Below are 14,751 nucleotides of genomic sequence, written 5' to 3' on the forward strand. Positions count from 1 at the left end.
GCTTTTCATTTTTGACGTTTCTTGCGGTGTAATTTTCGGCTTGTTTTCTAAGGACGTTCTATTATCGTCATTGCGAGGAGGAAGGACGAAGCAATCTTTTTCTCGCCTCCCGTCACCTCGAACAAATGTGAGAGGTCTTAAAATTATGAGTAACTCTGATTTATAAGATTTCTCAGTCGCTCATAAAATCGCTTCTTCGAAATGACCGTTCTTGATTTATTGGATTAGGTTACTATCCAATTTGACTTTAGTGTATGTAAGTAATCTTATTAAGAATACTCGTAAGTACGTCTTTTTTCTAACCAAGAACTCACACTACCAAGTTCACGAGCTTGGTAAAAATTATTCTCTCGTAGAATACAGTCGTTAGAAGCATTAGTGTCTATTTTAATAAATCGGTATAAAATCAATTTTATAATAGACTCTCTTACTGACTCGTAGGTAGCTCCGTTATTTTTGTTAGCGTTAATTACTTCTTGAATAAAATTGTCTATTTTATTAAACTTAGTATCAGTTAATAAGGCTTTAAAAACTACTTCTTCCATAATTCATATTTTATATATGCAAAATTACTTGTTGGAGTAATAATTTAAAAGGTGATATATGCAGAAAAAAATGTGGATTTCCGTAGTGATATTGGTATTTATTGATTTCGATTATTGGTTATAGTCATTTCGACCAGCGGGAGAAATCTTAATGTTAAGAGTTACTCCTAATTCATGAGATTACGTCACTTTCCACTTCGACTTCGCTCAGTGTTCGTTCGTAATGACGTTTTGTAACCGTCTTTGTGAATAAAAGGAGGGGTATGGTTAAACTCTGACCTATTTTTTTTGGTAGAATTCAAGGTTATGGAGTAGTAAGAGAATCCAAAGAGTTTGCGGTCTGGATTCGAATACGGAATATAACGTAGAATTCAAAAGAGGAAAAATAAGTCTTGATTTTTTGTTTCGCTTTGTATCAAGAGAAAATGAAAGTGTATGGTTGTGAGTAACTATTATTCATGGGTTTTCTCACACTTCGCTACCGCTCGGCTCGAAATGACTATTTTGTTTATAGTTTCCGTCATTGCGAGGAGGTATGACGAAGCAATCTTTTTCTCGACCACTGTCATTTCGAAGGAGGTTACGACTGAGAAATCTTAACGATGGGAGTTACTGCCCTTGGTGAGATTTCTCCCTCCGGTCGAAATGACGTTTTGTTTTGTCATTTCGAACTGAAGTGTAACGAAAGGAGAAATCTTTAAAATAAGAGTCACTCATATAGTCGAAATGAAGTTTTATTATTCTTAAATACTATTTACAAAATCAAGGAAAACTTTTTTATGAAGCGCTAAATCGATATTAGGAGAAAGTGCTACACGAGCAATATAATCTTTATCACCTTCTTTGGTAGTTCCTTGTGTTGAGGTTGCAGGAATCGTCCAATAACAACCTTTTAACTGTCCGTAGCTTACACAATACTTACTTTCATTCGGAATTTCAGTAATCATTAAATTGATAAGCTTTAAGTTTAAGGCTCTTTTATACGCTTCTTTTTCTTCCGGAGTATTTCCTTTAGTAGGAAGGTCTAACGAAAATACCGATGGCGTAAATCCTTGTGAAGCTAGTTCTTCTGAAACAAAATTGATTTTAGTATCAGGTAAAACTTCATGAATAAAGTTTACAAACTCACGAGTATTCTTATAAGCATCACTAATTCTTTGTGTCATCGAAGGCATTTGTGCAGCCAATATTTCATATTGAAGCGGTGTAGCCTCGTTATCGCAAATGTGTAAGTGCTTTTCTATTTTTTCTATTAACGAGTTGGTTGTTTTATTTCCAACACAGTATCCAGCAGTACATTTTCCACCACTAGGGAATTTAGAACCACTTGCAAACGAAATAGTTCTAATATTGGCTAACATGTCTGTATCTCCTAAAAAGTGAACATTCGGACAGAAAGTTTGGTCTAAAATAAACACAGGATCAACCGCTGTTTCACCAGTAGGAGTTGTACGTTTTTTACTTAAAACATCTCTTAAATCGGTAAGATTAGGTACTTCTACTCTTGGGTTGGTCGGAATTTCTGCAATGATATACGGAACCGCATCTTGTGCTGCAATGTTGGTTAACACGGTATCAATACTTTCTACCATGTCGTTGTCACCATCAACAGGTAAATCAACAATGTCTACGTTGTTTAAACAGGCAGCAACACGTCTCGCTTGGTCGTTTGTACCACCATAACAGTTTGGAGGCACTACAATTTTAATCGCTTTTCCTTCATGGTTTTCAAGAGCATCATCAATCAATCCCATTAAAATGGCATATTGTATTGAAAGTCCACTTGAAGCAACTAACGCTTTTGTACTGGTGTTGGTAATTTCGTTGATGAGTTTCTCAACCTTCGCTTTGTTTTGTGCTACGTCAGTTACTGTAACCTCATACGGCTCATCGATAAGACTTTTTAATGTTTTTAACGAATTAGCAGGAGTCATGGCAATGGTTTCTCTTCTTCTTACATGTTGAATGTCTGAAATATAAGAATCGTTTTGCTCTCCGTTTACCAATAATAGGCTTCCTAATTCTGGGTGTATGTTGATGTAGAAATCAACATTAGGTAGAATGGTAAAGTTGCAAATAGCTTCTTGTTCAACAATCAATACGGTGCTACCATCAAACTCAGGAATAGCTTCAACACTATCCACCTTTTTTAATTCAAACTGATATCCATATACGTTCTTAATTACCTCTGCATCAAAAAAGCTAGGGATTTCATTGGTGTACACTATTTGCGTGTTTTTATTAGCAAATAAATTCGCTCTTAACACAGCCAATAAAGGAACCGTTTGTGATGAAAAACTAATTACATTCGCTGCTTTTGTGTTGTATAGTTTGGCTATCGTCCACTCTAATACAGACGATAACGGATGCCCTAAACGAATATAATCGTATGCAGTTGGTAACTCGTTTAGAGATGAAGCAGTAGCATTGTTGTTGTTATACAAATCTTCAAACTGTTCTAAAAACTGGGTTTTAGCTAGTTTTTCTACATAAATATCCAGACGGTGAGTGGTTAGGTTTAACCAATCTGCTGGCATATTTTCTACAACATTTTTTATATAAGTATGTAAGTTTTTGTCTTGCATTATAGGTGTCTTTTAATAAGACTGCAAGATACGTTAATTAGATTTTTTTAGAAAGTTAGGAGAGGAGAGTTTTGTTGTTAAAACTTACCAATCTTGAAACTCAAATAAAGTGTCATTTTCTCTATTTGGTTCTTTCCTGTAATATGATTCTTTTTCTAAGTTGAATAGCTTAATTAGATTAAAGTCTGTTATTAGTAAATCATTGTAAATATTATGAATCATTCTATAATCAGTAAAAAAACGATTAGTCTTGTTTTCCCAATTTTTTCCAAACCCTGATTTCCAATTATAGAATAGTAGAACTTGCTCTTGATTTGATAATTGAGCTCTTAATATTCTTAAATATTTTCTTTTTTCACTATAGGTAATCTTTGTTTCATCTTGATTTGCAACAAATTTAACTGTTTGATACAAATGTCTATAATAATGTGCAAGATGTGAAGAATGTCCTTCAAATAAAATAAAATTTAACTCTTTAGCATTTTCAAAACCAGTATGTCTTTTAACAACTTGATTTAGACCTTTGTAATTACCATGAGAATGCCAGACGTTTATGTTTATAAGGCTATTTATAAAGTCAACATGATTCTTATCATTTGGTCCTTTTGACTCAAGTTTTTTGTCAAAATTATTACCATGAAAAAACACACCATAGGCCATATTTATTAAGAAATTGGAACTTTTTTTTGGGAAAAATTCTTTTGTTATCCAGTATAGTAAGTTTATTTCTTCTAGTAAATACTTGAAGACTTCACGACCAGAAACTTTATCATCAGAATAGATTGATTGACCACCAGAAAGATAATGTGATTTTAAGCTTATTGAAATTTCACTTACATTTTCTTTATGTAACCTAATCATTTCATAAAATTGATTCTCAAACTGAGATTTAAGGAACTGTTCATTTTGTTCTTTAATTTCTTCACGAAACTGTTTTTTTTCATTTTCTATTTGAATGTCAAATTGTTCCCTTTGTAATTTATTAGCCTTAAATTGCATGTAAAAAGCAAGATAAGTTAGTAGTGCTCCACCTAATGCAATAAAAGGATTCATAATCCCTCCTAAAGTATCTCCAATCTCTCCAGTTTCAGTAAAATCGATTATAGAAAATTTAGTTAGTAGGTAAGGGGCTATAAAAGAGAATGATAGGGCTGTAAACGAAGCGGTTAGAATCCATTTAGATATTTTACTTAGCCCATAAATATTTTTATTTTCTTTTCGTTCAATCACAATGTTTTTTGTTAGTAATCAGAGGTTAAGATATCTAATAGATTTCAACTTGATTCGTTTGGTAGCTAAAATATCGTTTTAAAAGTTAGTAAACAAACCAAAAATTAACTAGTCTCCTCCGTATCCAGCTTATCTATTTCATAACTCATATATTCTTTATACAGTTTCGCGATAGACTTGGTTTCTCCAAGTATGGTAAGTACATCATCTTTTAGAAAAACAGTTGAACCGTTAGGGGTAAACGTTTTGTCGTTTCTTTCAACCAAAGCCACTAAAACATCTTTTGGTAACTGAATATCTTTTAGCTGTTTTCCAATCATGGTGTCTTGCGGAGTTCCTTCGAGTAGTTTGATGCTTACAAATCGCTCGTTTTGTAGTAAAAACTCCTTAATTTCTCTGTGGCTATTCATTTTAAGCAAGGTTTTTACGATTTGCTCTCGTTCTAAAATATCAAGAAGTCTCGATAGCATACGTAATTGCTGTTTTGGGTTTTCATCAGAGTTAATTAGAAAAGCACAGATTTGTATGGGCTTTTTAAACTCATAGTCTTCAGAGGGCAGTGTTCCTTCAATTGGTTTTTTAGAAATCACAATTTTCATGGAAGGATGCGTAACACTCTTAAACTTGGCATGAAAAACTAAAATACCTGGTAAAGTGATGACAGATTCATCGGGTATAGACTGGAAAAACTTGTGGAGTACACCTTCTTTGTTGAGGTCTAACTCCCTACAAAAGTAATCGGAAGCGATATTTAAGACCTTGTCAAAGTTAGTGGTGTCCTTAAGTATTTTTATTTTCGATGTAATTACGGTTTCATCAAACGGATCCCCTTCACGAAGTCCTTTTTCTTTTAAAATGGTCATTAATTCATTTTCCAATTCATCGTATTGATGCCTTCCTAAAAGGGCAAACCAATGAAAAATAGCGCCTTCTCGTTTTACTTTTCCTTTAGAATAAAAGTGATACCAAAGTAAACCAATAACAATAATACCAGAGGTAAAAAGTACTGGCATCCATCCTAAATAAATAATAAGGATGAATGAAATAATAATTCCCACAACTTGCATAAACGGATATAATGGAGACAAATACCCCGGATCGTATGATTCTATTTTACTTTTTCTAAAAACAATAACAGAGAAGTTAATAAAGATAAAAATCAATAATTGGAAAGTACTAGCAAGCTTTACAATACCTTCTTCTGATAGTAGTAGAATGAATACAATAATTAACGCTGTGGTTAAAAATATAGCGACTACAGGACTTCCTTTCTTACCAATTTTGGCTAGAATAGCAGGGAACAGTTTATCGCGTCCCATAGCAAACGGATATCGAGATGCAGATAATAGTCCTGCGTTTCCTGTAGAGGCAAAGGCGGCAAGTGCAGCTACCGACATTAATAATACTCCCACATTATCGGGTAACCATTTAAAAAGTTGTTCAGCAGCTGTAGCAGCTGGTGCCAATTCGTTAGCAAAGGCGGTAGGCTCAATAAGAGTTACCATAATAAAAACACCTAAACCATAAATTAATCCTGTAACGACTAAGGAAAGTATCATACCTAAAGGAATATTTCTTTCAGGGTTTTTAATTTCTTCTGCAACACTTACTATTTGAGTGAGCCCTAAATAGGAAACAAAAACAAAACCTATAGTAGTAAACATACCCCCAAATCCGTTTGAAAAGAAAGGAGTAAATTGTTTGTTAATAGATTCATCGGTGATAGTATCTGAGGTGAATATAGAAAAAAGACCATCTGCAATAAAACCAACTAAAATGATTAATAGGAATATGACAAACACCTTTTGAAAGGCGGAGGTTTTTTTAGCACCTACTAAGTTTAACGCCATAAAAAAGAGAGTAGCCACAATGGCAACTATTTTGGTGGGTACTTCCCAAAATATAGCGGCATAAGCACCAATACCAATAATAGCAAAGGCTGTTTTAAGCATTAAAGCAAAATAGGTACCCAGTCCGCCAATGGTTCCCATGAGTGGACCTAAGCTTCTGTCTAAAAAAAAGTAAGCTCCACCTGATCGTGGTAAAGCTGTTGATATTTCAGCAATACTAAACATGGTGGGTAGTATTAATACACCTGCAAGTAAATAGGCTAAAAATACAGAAGGTCCTGTGTAATGTGAGGCGATTCCTGGTAGTAAAAAGAAACCAGAGCTAAACATGGCTCCAGTACTTATGGCAAAAACATCAAATAATCCTAAGTCTTTTTTTAGTTTGTTCCTCATGGCTTTTGTGTTTAAGGCTTATTATTAAGTGGTTAGACCATGAGAAGATATGAAAAAAATTACACTTTTTAGGTGCTATTTGGTTAAGGTAATGTTTGTAATGTGCTCTTTTAGAGGCTTTTTTTGTTAGAAAGGCTAGCTTATGTTGGTTGTTTTATAGGGTGAAAAAAAAGTGTGTTTTTTATCGGGGCGACACCCCAAGCCTAATTGGGGTAACACCCCAACGGTAAGGGAAACGATACCCCAAGCCTAATTGGGATGACACCCCAACGGTAATGGGAGTGATACTCCTTGCCTAAGGGGAGTGACACTCCCACGGTAATGGGAGCGATACTCCCTGCCTAAGGGGAATGACTCTCCCACGGTGGTGGGAGTTGTTTTTTATGGTTTATTGGCTACCGTGTAGAAAAATGTTAGTTAAGAGGTATCGTTTTAAAAGAGGTTCTTTTAAAGGCTTTTGAAAATAGTATGGTTACTGCTTTTAATTAAAAGTTAGTACAAAAGTATCTACGGCACTGCCTTCATAGCTTTCGCCTTGGTTAATAATTAATAGTCCATCTTGTATACTATAGCTTCCATACTCGTCATTTGTATGAATTCCAAAGTCTTTAATATGAACAAAAGTATTTCCATTAGCTTCCGAAAGATAATAGTTGTAGGTTCCGCTTTGTAAAGGTAAGTAGGTGCTTTGCGGACCGTTATTTATTAGTGTGCTTTTAACGGTAAGGGTTTCTGTTTTAGCATTAAACTGCCAAGTAACGGTTTTATTTTCATAGTTTACATCAACACCAGTAAACCCTCCGTTAACATTTTTTAAGCTCCAAGTTCCATTTATAGTTTCAGCTTGTGGTATTTCATTATCGCTATTACAGTTTATAAATAGCGTTGCGCTTAAAAACAATAGTAAAGTTGATATTCTAATTTTCATAGCTCAATATTTGAATGATTTACTATGTAGATGCAAAAGTGTTGTTATGGTTGCGTCAAATTATTATATCATTTTATGATGAGGTTTTTTAGAAGTAGTGAGAGCAAGTAAGTACTTATAGCAGTTTTTATTTAATATACTTTTTGTATTCAGCAATTTTACTCTCTAATCTTTTATTTAAATACTCATTCTTGTTATTCAGTGTTTCATTAATTACGATAGCTTCAGATAAATAGTGTTGAATTTTATCTTTTTTCCAATGTTTTGGTGGTTCTTGAAGGTTTGTGATTCTATCTGCTAATTTTACCATTCCAACTTCTTTCTCAAGTTTGTTTATTCGGTTCAAGCTATCTATCATTTTCTCCTTTTTGGAGCTTATGTTTTTATTTTTAGTCAATGCTTGAACTCCATTAGCAACTTTTTCTCCAAACATGATCAATAACTCCGAAAAGTTGGTATCAGTATCTTCTAATGTATCGTGGAGTAGCGCTAATTGAACAGCGTAATTCAAATCGAAATTGTTATTTGCATTATATGCTATGATTATTTCCATAGCAACGTTAGAGATGTGTAGCAAATAGTTAGAGTTTGTTCCAGGAACTTTTTGATCTTTATGTTTTTCTCCAGCAAATTTTATTGCTTTTTGATATAGTTCTTGTGTCATTTGGGGTGTTTTCCTGTTAAGAGAAGAGTTTTTTTAGCATAGTATATTATTGTTTAAGAGGATAAGAAGCAATTACTTATGTGCAGTTTATTTTTCAATTTGTATTCTTTTATTTGCATCATAAAAACCTTTTATCGTACCACTCGTCTCAACTAATAAATTTTCAATTAAATCTTCTTTTATTCCTAAAACTCTGTAAACATTAATTTTAATAACTGTTTCAATAAAAATTGAAGCATATAGCATATCAAATCTATCAAAAACCTTTTTTCTTGAACTTCTGTGAACTAAATAGTTTCTAGATTTAACAATCTTAGTTATATAGTCTTCAACTATCCATTCTTGTGGCAAAATTTTAGAAAAATCTGAATGAAAATCTGATAGCCTTTTTCTAAAGTTAGGTTCGTTAATATGTGCTAAATTGTTTGAGATTAATTCTCTAATGGTTTCTTTTTCAATCGATTCTAATATTCCTTTTTTTATTTCTTTAAATTCTGATTTATCAAATAACTTATAGTTTTTAAAACGTCTATGAAATGTCTCAATAGAGAAACAATTATTCAAAAAATAGTTTTCTCGACTAAGTTTAATATTAATAGACTTTTCTAAAATTAATTCAATACTTGTATGAAGGTCTTTTTTTTCAAACCAATTGTGAATAATATTGTTTAAACTAGGTTTAACTTCTTCAAACTTTATTCTAGGACTCATTGGGGATGAAGAACCCAAAGAATTGTTACCAGTCCAATATAAGGTTACAGGGTATTTATCGTCTTTATAGAAATTTGTACTGTCAATTTTAGTACTTCTGTTACTTAAAATAAAAAGTATTTTCTTTAATTCTTTTATTAAATGTAAATAGTCCCAAATATTGATATCGCCATTTGAAGATTTAATTTTTAATCCAACATTTTCTCTTATAGTAATTTCGTTGTTTTCTCTTTTGTAATTTATGTTATTAGAAGAGAAAATTTCTACTGAGAAATTTTCAGAATTATATATTTCAATAATGTCTATATCTTCAATAGTTAATTTTTTATCTATGAAAAGATTATTATTTATTGTTGAAATTTTAGTCCAATCAAGCAATCCAGCCATTTCAATATTTACTCTATCGAAATAAAAAGATTCAGGATTTTTGATAAACTCACCTTTGAATAAATAATCTGCACTAAACTTCCTAACATCTGCACCAGCTCCACTAGATGTTCCGATATTTTGACAATTTACTAATGTTACTTTTCCAAATCCATTAAAAACACCAATTATGGTTTTTATAATTCCATAATATCTCTTACTTGAAGAAAATTCAATTTCTATTCTTTCATTGGAAACTGATAGTCGAACGAAATCAATGGATTCATTCTCGTCAAAGGGTGATACTATTTTTCCTATGTAATTTTCCATTGATTTTCAAATTGTACCTAACTAGTTTATATACGTACTAAAATTACCAATACATTTTTAGAAAGTAAAATAAGTAGAAAGTATAGCAATTTTATTAACACTTTCAAATATAAAGAAATAAGATAAAAAAGTGTAACTTTTTTATCGGGTCAACACACGAAGCCTAATCAGGTCAACACACGAAGCCTAATCGGGTCAACACACGAAGCCTAAGGAAAGTGATACCAAACATTAAAAAGATAAAATATCGTATTGTGTAGAAAAATGTTTGTTAGCATCTTGAATGGATAATAGAGGTATTGTTATTTGTTCATTGCTCCAAGAGTTGCTACTTTTTTCAACCATTTAGTTCTAAACTTTTCTTTTGATAATCTTATAGGACCAATAGTAGTAATTCGCACTTTTTTTACTCCTATATAGTTTAATGTTAGTTTTTTTATGGCATTATGACTCGGGCTTTTATAAAACCATTTATAGTACCAAGCAGGTTGGTCTAATGTGCAAATTATTCTGGCTGTTTTTCCTGTAAAATATTTATCCCACCATAAAGACTTTTCTCTTTTATTAAAAGCAAAACCAGGGAGTAAAACTCGGTCTAAAAAGCCTTTCATAATTGCAGGTACTGAGCCCCACCAAATAGGATACACCAATACTAAGTGGTCAGCCCATTTTAGTTTTTCTTGTGCTTCTAATAAGTCAGGTTCAAGTTCTGTTCGTTTTCGGTAGCCAAATTGAAGGTTGGGGTTAAAATTTAATTCCCGGATGTTTATTTCTTGTATTTCAGCAGTTGATTTCTTAGCGCCTGTTTTATAAGCTTCAGAAAGACCAAAATTAAAACTTTCCTTATCTGGGTGTCCGTTTATAATGAGTATCTTCTTCATTTATCTTAAAAAATAGGTTTTAATGTTGCTTCAAATTGAGAACCTGTTAAGTTTTTTGTTTTAAAAAACTTATACAGTATAAAACAGGTAGGTATTGTTAAAAAGACTGTGCAGATTATAAAAGTGCTAAGGCTACAAAATATGCCTAAAATTTGGGTGCTAGCTTCTCCTATATACGAAGCGATATTGTTTTGAGGATTTTTAAAGTACATATGAACCGATAAGGCATACTCATAAAACCGAACTGAAGTTTCGTAGATTAACCAAGCGGGGTAAAACCATTTTCTAATAGGTTCCCACCATTTTCCCCAGATTGACTTTAGTTGTTGTTTGTTGTTATCTTCCATTGTTATTGTATTTATTAGCAAAATTGCTGTAAATGGAAGGCTTATCATTTGATATAAATCAAATTCGTTTTTTGGGGCTTCTTATTCTGCTTAACGTTTCAAGAGTTATTCCTAAATAAGAGGCAATATGTGTAAGGGGAATTCTGTTGGTTATAAAAGGATAAATACTAAGGAGGTGTTTATACCTTTCTTCTGCTTTGTTGAATTGAATGGTGTATAATCGCTCGCAAAGCCCCAACATGGTTTCAGTTACTATTTTACTAATTAAGCGTTCAAAATCGTGATGTTTTTGAGAAAGCTTATCAACCGTATCTTTTGAAAATTCCAAAACGGTTGAATCTTCAACAAATTCAACATAGTGTGGACTAGGTTCGTTACTAAAAAAGCTAACAATGGAAGCCATAAACTGATTTTCGAAAGTAAACCAATCAGAAATATCTTTACCATCTTTTAAGTAATATGCTCTAGAACATCCTTGTATAATAAAAAAGACTTTTTTAGAAAACTGTCCTTCTCGTACAACAATGTCACCTTTTTTATATACACAAACTTTTGAACTGGTAATTAATTCTTGTTGACACTCAGTAGATAGCGGAGTGTATGCTTCCTCAATCGTTTTAAAGACTTTTTTATAATTCATCCTCTCTCATTAGTAGCTTCAAACCTACTATTTTTTTACTAAGTTCAAAAGTTATGTGTGTTAATATGCTGTGCTTTTAAGAAGGGTTGGCAACACCATAATTTTTCATTAAAAAGTCTAAAGAAAACCCTAGTTTTAAATACATTTCTTTAGCCATTTCTGAGGCTTGTAGTGTAGCTAATGATAAATTCTGGTCAATAGCTTTATTCAATGTATGGCGCATAATTTCGGTAGCAAAACCTTGTTTCCTTTTTTCAGGAATAATACCCAAGCTGTGCAAACCAGCAATAGTATTAGTAGTGTATAAAATTATGGTTCCAACAAGTTCTTGTTCAAAATAAACAAGGTAGTAGGGTATGGCTTCTTTGGTTTTTAAAATGGTTGCTGTACTTATTTCGTAACTAAAGGCTTTAAAAAAAGCGTTGCTCCAAATGTTAGCTTCTTCTGTGTTTTCTACTCTTTTAAAATCGATCTGTCTTTGAGTTTCAAACTTTTCTTTTAGTTCTAAACTCATTCCGTATTGTGTTGACTTTAACTGAATTTTAGTGTCAAATTCTACATTGTTTTCTTGATTGGGTAGTGCAAATAAAGAAAATGTAAAATGCTTATCTTCTCCTAACATTTGTTGTTGTACTTCTTTTAGTTGGTTTTTAGAAGGAGAGAGGTTGGTCCAAATTCTATTAGGCCATTGGGCATTTTCAATATAAGCGCTTTCAAAAGATGTTTCTTTATGATATCCTTGATATGGAGCCGCAGCAGTTTTCCACAAAGAAGTTAAATTATTAATATTTGATACTATTTTTTTCATTTTGAGTTGATTAAAAGAATACTAATTGCCATGAAAACAATTCCAACACATTTTTTGGTAGTTATAGGCTCAACAGGCAGGTTTAACCAACCAAATTTTCCTGCGAATAACGAAAAAATCAATTGACCACATAAGCCAAAAGCAATCATTTTTGAAATCCCTAGCTTTGGTATGGTGTAAAAATAAAGAGAAATACCAATCATGCTAAAAAGTCCGCCAATAAACCATAAATACCAAGGTACTTGTTGCGCTATAGTTAGTTGAATACTTTCTTCTTTGAATAGATATATGAATAAGCACCCAAAAACAGCACTGGCTATAGAGGTGGCTATAACAGCAATAACAGGTTGTTTTACAATAGCACCTAATTGTGTGTTAAATCCTGCTTGAACTGCTAGTGAAACCCCACCAATAAAGGCCAAAAAGTATAAAAAGAATATTTTCATACTGCAAAGATGAAAAGGAAATACAACCTTTTTCTTTACATATGTTGATTGCTATACAGTTTTTTTAATGCTCTTACGAATTCGGCTTAATTGAGTAGGCGTGATACCTAAGTGAGAGGCAATATAGTGTAACGGTATTCTATTTTCTATGTTTGGGTTAGCGTTTACAAAATCGAGATATCGTTCTTTAGCTTCTTTTAAAACAATATCAATTTCTCGTTTCTCTTTATCAATTACCCAGTTCTTTTCAAGATAAGCAATATAGAAGTTTTGTAAATCTTGGTTTTCTCTAATAAGTTGTCTGTAGGTGTCATACGGAAAACTAATAATTGTAGAGTCTTCTATAACTTCCAGAGAAAACTGAGAAGGTGTATTGGTAAGTGACGATACGACTGAACCTACAAAGTTTTCTGCTAAAAAGATGTTTTTATGGTATACCGTACCATCTTTATGTAAAAAACAAGAAACTACAGCCCCTTTGTAAAGTACATGAACGTGTTTTGAGATTTTACCAAAAGGTAATAAAGTAGTTCCCTTTTTTAAATCATGAATTTTTGCAGCTGAAAACAAAGAAGAAATGGAATCATCGCCCACAGTAGCATAACGATTAAAAACGCTTGTTAAAAAGGTTTTATATTCATTAGGTTGATTCATTATTTGTTTAGGTGTTTTTAATTTGAATGATTTGTGCCGCAATACTTACCGCTATTTCCTCAGGGGTTTCACTTTTTATTGAAAGTCCAATAGGTGCGTGAACTTTATTTAATTCTTCTTGAGTAACCCCTTCGTTTTGTAAAACTTCCCACATGGTTTGTAGTTTTGCTTTGCTACCCAAAACTCCTAAAAATTGATAGTTGTTTTTAAGGAGTTTACTCAATACCAATTTGTCATCAGTGTATTTATTAGTCATAATGGCTACATAGCTTGAAGAAGATTCTTCTATGTAGTTTTCAATATCGTTATAATCAATAACCTGTTTTTTATGAGCAGTTTGGTTGTTTTCTAAGGTGTTGAGGTTTTCTCGATTGTCAAAAACCACCACATAGAAACCAAGTTTAACAAAGAGTTCAGAAACAGCAACGCCTACATGTCCACCACCTACAATGTACAAGGTTTCTTTAAAACCGATATGTTCTTTAAAATACCAATCTTCTTTCGAGTTGATGTTATACTCAAATTGGTTTTTTAGAGTATGGGGAGTAAAATCAAATTGGGTAGGAGACAAATGTAAAGTCCCTTTTTTACCCTGTTGTAAAGAAGAAATAATAGTTGAAATTATTGAAACATGCTTAGCATCTAAGCAATGAAAGGCAACCGTTTGTTCACCAGAACAAATCATCCCAGAACCATCTTTGATATTTCCTTTATGGATTTGTTTTTTGATGAATGTTGGCGGATTCTCTTGTTGTAATAGTTGTTTGGCTTCTTCAACGAGTGCAAACTCCATTACACCACCGCCCACAGAACCGAAAATAAAACCATCTTCAGCAATTAACATTTTAAAGCCTTTTCGTCCAGGAGAACTGCCAAGGTTTTCAATTACCGTTAGAAGGTATACCTTCTGCTTATTTTGAAGTTTTGTATGTAACTGTTGCCAAAATTCCATAAAAGCTTAGTTAAAAATGGTTTCGCTTAGGGCATAATAAATAGCCATTAGTGCAGAAAAAATAGCACTGGCTAAAAAACGCCAATCGAGTTTTACTTTATTTTGAATGATAAAATTAGCGATAAATGAAATAGGGATGTTCACTAAAAACGACCAACAAGCAACAATGAATAAGTTACTGGTTATTTGTTCAAAATTCCCAGAAAATAATTTGATAAACAGCAAATGTCTAAAAATCCAAAATGGATTAAAGTACGCAATCGCTAATATGGTTTTTGCTATAGTTCTTTTGAGTCCGCTATTGTTTGCTGTCTTTTTTTCTATCCAATTAAAATAATTAGGGATTTCAAAAGCATAAACAGTAGCACCAATAACTACCATCCCGAGAAGTCTGTATATAGAAAACTCGTTTAGTAAAAGG

The 14,751-nt window shown here is 32.5% G+C and carries 15 protein-coding genes; all 15 read right to left on the reverse strand.

Features of this window, described 5'->3' with window-relative positions; translation table 11 throughout:
* Positions 1 to 269: 269 nt before the first annotated feature.
* The 15 genes from D6T69_RS07030 to D6T69_RS07100 all read right to left on the reverse strand — a co-directional run bounded on the left by D6T69_RS07030 (position 270) and on the right by D6T69_RS07100 (position 14,711).
* Positions 270 to 545, reverse strand: a complete 276-nt coding sequence (locus tag D6T69_RS07030; protein WP_125067070.1) for a hypothetical protein — start codon at positions 543 to 545, stop codon at positions 270 to 272.
* A 743-nt stretch (positions 546 to 1,288) separates the two neighbouring features.
* Positions 1,289 to 3,130: a PLP-dependent aminotransferase family protein gene (locus D6T69_RS07035; protein WP_125067071.1), complete on the reverse strand. Its 1,842-nt coding sequence runs from the start codon at positions 3,128 to 3,130 to the stop codon at positions 1,289 to 1,291.
* Between the two features lie 84 nt (positions 3,131 to 3,214).
* A complete protein-coding gene (locus D6T69_RS07040) occupies positions 3,215 to 4,360 on the reverse strand; it encodes a putative phage abortive infection protein (protein WP_125067072.1) in 1,146 nt (381 codons plus the stop codon).
* 104 nt (positions 4,361 to 4,464) lie between these two features.
* Positions 4,465 to 6,603: an amino acid permease gene (locus D6T69_RS07045; RefSeq protein WP_125067073.1), complete on the reverse strand. Its 2,139-nt coding sequence runs from the start codon at positions 6,601 to 6,603 to the stop codon at positions 4,465 to 4,467.
* Between the two features lie 481 nt (positions 6,604 to 7,084).
* Positions 7,085 to 7,531, reverse strand: a complete 447-nt coding sequence (locus D6T69_RS07050) for a hypothetical protein (RefSeq protein ID WP_125067074.1) — start codon at positions 7,529 to 7,531, stop codon at positions 7,085 to 7,087.
* 127 nt (positions 7,532 to 7,658) lie between these two features.
* The gene (locus D6T69_RS07055) at positions 7,659 to 8,195 is read right to left on the reverse strand and encodes an HD domain-containing protein (protein ID WP_125067075.1); all 537 of its coding nucleotides are present in this window, start codon (positions 8,193 to 8,195) and stop codon (positions 7,659 to 7,661) included.
* An 87-nt stretch (positions 8,196 to 8,282) separates the two neighbouring features.
* Positions 8,283 to 9,602, reverse strand: a complete 1,320-nt coding sequence (locus D6T69_RS07060) for an ApeA N-terminal domain 1-containing protein (protein WP_125067076.1) — start codon at positions 9,600 to 9,602, stop codon at positions 8,283 to 8,285.
* A gap of 302 nt (positions 9,603 to 9,904) precedes the next feature.
* A complete protein-coding gene (locus tag D6T69_RS07065) occupies positions 9,905 to 10,483 on the reverse strand; it encodes an NAD(P)H-dependent oxidoreductase (protein WP_125067077.1) in 579 nt (192 codons plus the stop codon).
* A 5-nt stretch (positions 10,484 to 10,488) separates the two neighbouring features.
* Entirely contained in the window at positions 10,489 to 10,830 is a 342-nt protein-coding gene (locus D6T69_RS07070; protein ID WP_125067078.1) for a hypothetical protein, read from the reverse strand.
* Between the two features lie 58 nt (positions 10,831 to 10,888).
* Positions 10,889 to 11,470, reverse strand: coding sequence for a Crp/Fnr family transcriptional regulator (locus D6T69_RS07075; RefSeq protein ID WP_125067079.1), 582 nt, complete (start codon positions 11,468 to 11,470; stop codon positions 10,889 to 10,891).
* Between the two features lie 76 nt (positions 11,471 to 11,546).
* A complete protein-coding gene (locus tag D6T69_RS07080) occupies positions 11,547 to 12,278 on the reverse strand; it encodes a GNAT family N-acetyltransferase (RefSeq protein WP_125067080.1) in 732 nt (243 codons plus the stop codon).
* On the reverse strand, positions 12,275 to 12,724 hold the full coding sequence (locus D6T69_RS07085; protein ID WP_125067081.1) for a DMT family transporter: 450 nt from the start codon (positions 12,722 to 12,724) through the stop codon (positions 12,275 to 12,277). The genes D6T69_RS07080 and D6T69_RS07085 overlap by 4 nt, the downstream gene beginning before the upstream one ends.
* 51 nt (positions 12,725 to 12,775) lie before the next feature.
* Positions 12,776 to 13,378, reverse strand: a complete 603-nt coding sequence (locus tag D6T69_RS07090; RefSeq protein ID WP_125067082.1) for a Crp/Fnr family transcriptional regulator — start codon at positions 13,376 to 13,378, stop codon at positions 12,776 to 12,778.
* Positions 13,379 to 13,385: 7 nt separating this feature from the next.
* Positions 13,386 to 14,330 (reverse strand): XdhC family protein, encoded by a 945-nt coding sequence (locus D6T69_RS07095; RefSeq protein ID WP_125067083.1) that lies wholly within the window; start codon positions 14,328 to 14,330, stop codon positions 13,386 to 13,388.
* 6 nt (positions 14,331 to 14,336) lie between these two features.
* Positions 14,337 to 14,711: a hypothetical protein gene (locus tag D6T69_RS07100; RefSeq protein ID WP_206197838.1), complete on the reverse strand. Its 375-nt coding sequence runs from the start codon at positions 14,709 to 14,711 to the stop codon at positions 14,337 to 14,339.
* Between the last annotated feature and the right edge of the window lie 40 nt (positions 14,712 to 14,751).

It is taken from the genome of Tenacibaculum singaporense (genome assembly GCF_003867015.1).
Taxonomy (GTDB): Bacteria; Bacteroidota; Bacteroidia; order Flavobacteriales; family Flavobacteriaceae; genus Polaribacter; species Polaribacter singaporensis.

Excerpts from the sequence above, each read along its gene's own strand:
- D6T69_RS07030 (WP_125067070.1), bottom strand. The coding sequence starts at position 545 with ATGGAAGAAGTAGTTTTTAAAGCCTTATTAACTGATACTAAGTTTAAT.
- D6T69_RS07035 (WP_125067071.1), bottom strand. The coding sequence starts at position 3,130 with ATGCAAGACAAAAACTTACATACTTATATAAAAAATGTTGTAGAAAAT.
- D6T69_RS07045 (WP_125067073.1), bottom strand. The coding sequence starts at position 6,603 with ATGAGGAACAAACTAAAAAAAGACTTAGGATTATTTGATGTTTTTGCC.
- D6T69_RS07050 (WP_125067074.1), bottom strand. The coding sequence starts at position 7,531 with ATGAAAATTAGAATATCAACTTTACTATTGTTTTTAAGCGCAACGCTA.
- D6T69_RS07055 (WP_125067075.1), bottom strand. The coding sequence starts at position 8,195 with ATGACACAAGAACTATATCAAAAAGCAATAAAATTTGCTGGAGAAAAA.
- D6T69_RS07060 (WP_125067076.1), bottom strand. The coding sequence starts at position 9,602 with ATGGAAAATTACATAGGAAAAATAGTATCACCCTTTGACGAGAATGAA.
- D6T69_RS07065 (WP_125067077.1), bottom strand. The coding sequence starts at position 10,483 with ATGAAGAAGATACTCATTATAAACGGACACCCAGATAAGGAAAGTTTT.
- D6T69_RS07070 (WP_125067078.1), bottom strand. The coding sequence starts at position 10,830 with ATGGAAGATAACAACAAACAACAACTAAAGTCAATCTGGGGAAAATGG.
- D6T69_RS07075 (WP_125067079.1), bottom strand. The coding sequence starts at position 11,470 with ATGAATTATAAAAAAGTCTTTAAAACGATTGAGGAAGCATACACTCCG.
- D6T69_RS07080 (WP_125067080.1), bottom strand. The coding sequence starts at position 12,278 with ATGAAAAAAATAGTATCAAATATTAATAATTTAACTTCTTTGTGGAAA.
- D6T69_RS07085 (WP_125067081.1), bottom strand. The coding sequence starts at position 12,724 with ATGAAAATATTCTTTTTATACTTTTTGGCCTTTATTGGTGGGGTTTCA.
- D6T69_RS07090 (WP_125067082.1), bottom strand. The coding sequence starts at position 13,378 with ATGAATCAACCTAATGAATATAAAACCTTTTTAACAAGCGTTTTTAAT.
- D6T69_RS07095 (WP_125067083.1), bottom strand. The coding sequence starts at position 14,330 with ATGGAATTTTGGCAACAGTTACATACAAAACTTCAAAATAAGCAGAAG.
- D6T69_RS07100 (WP_206197838.1), bottom strand. The coding sequence starts at position 14,711 with ATGGTAGTTATTGGTGCTACTGTTTATGCTTTTGAAATCCCTAATTAT.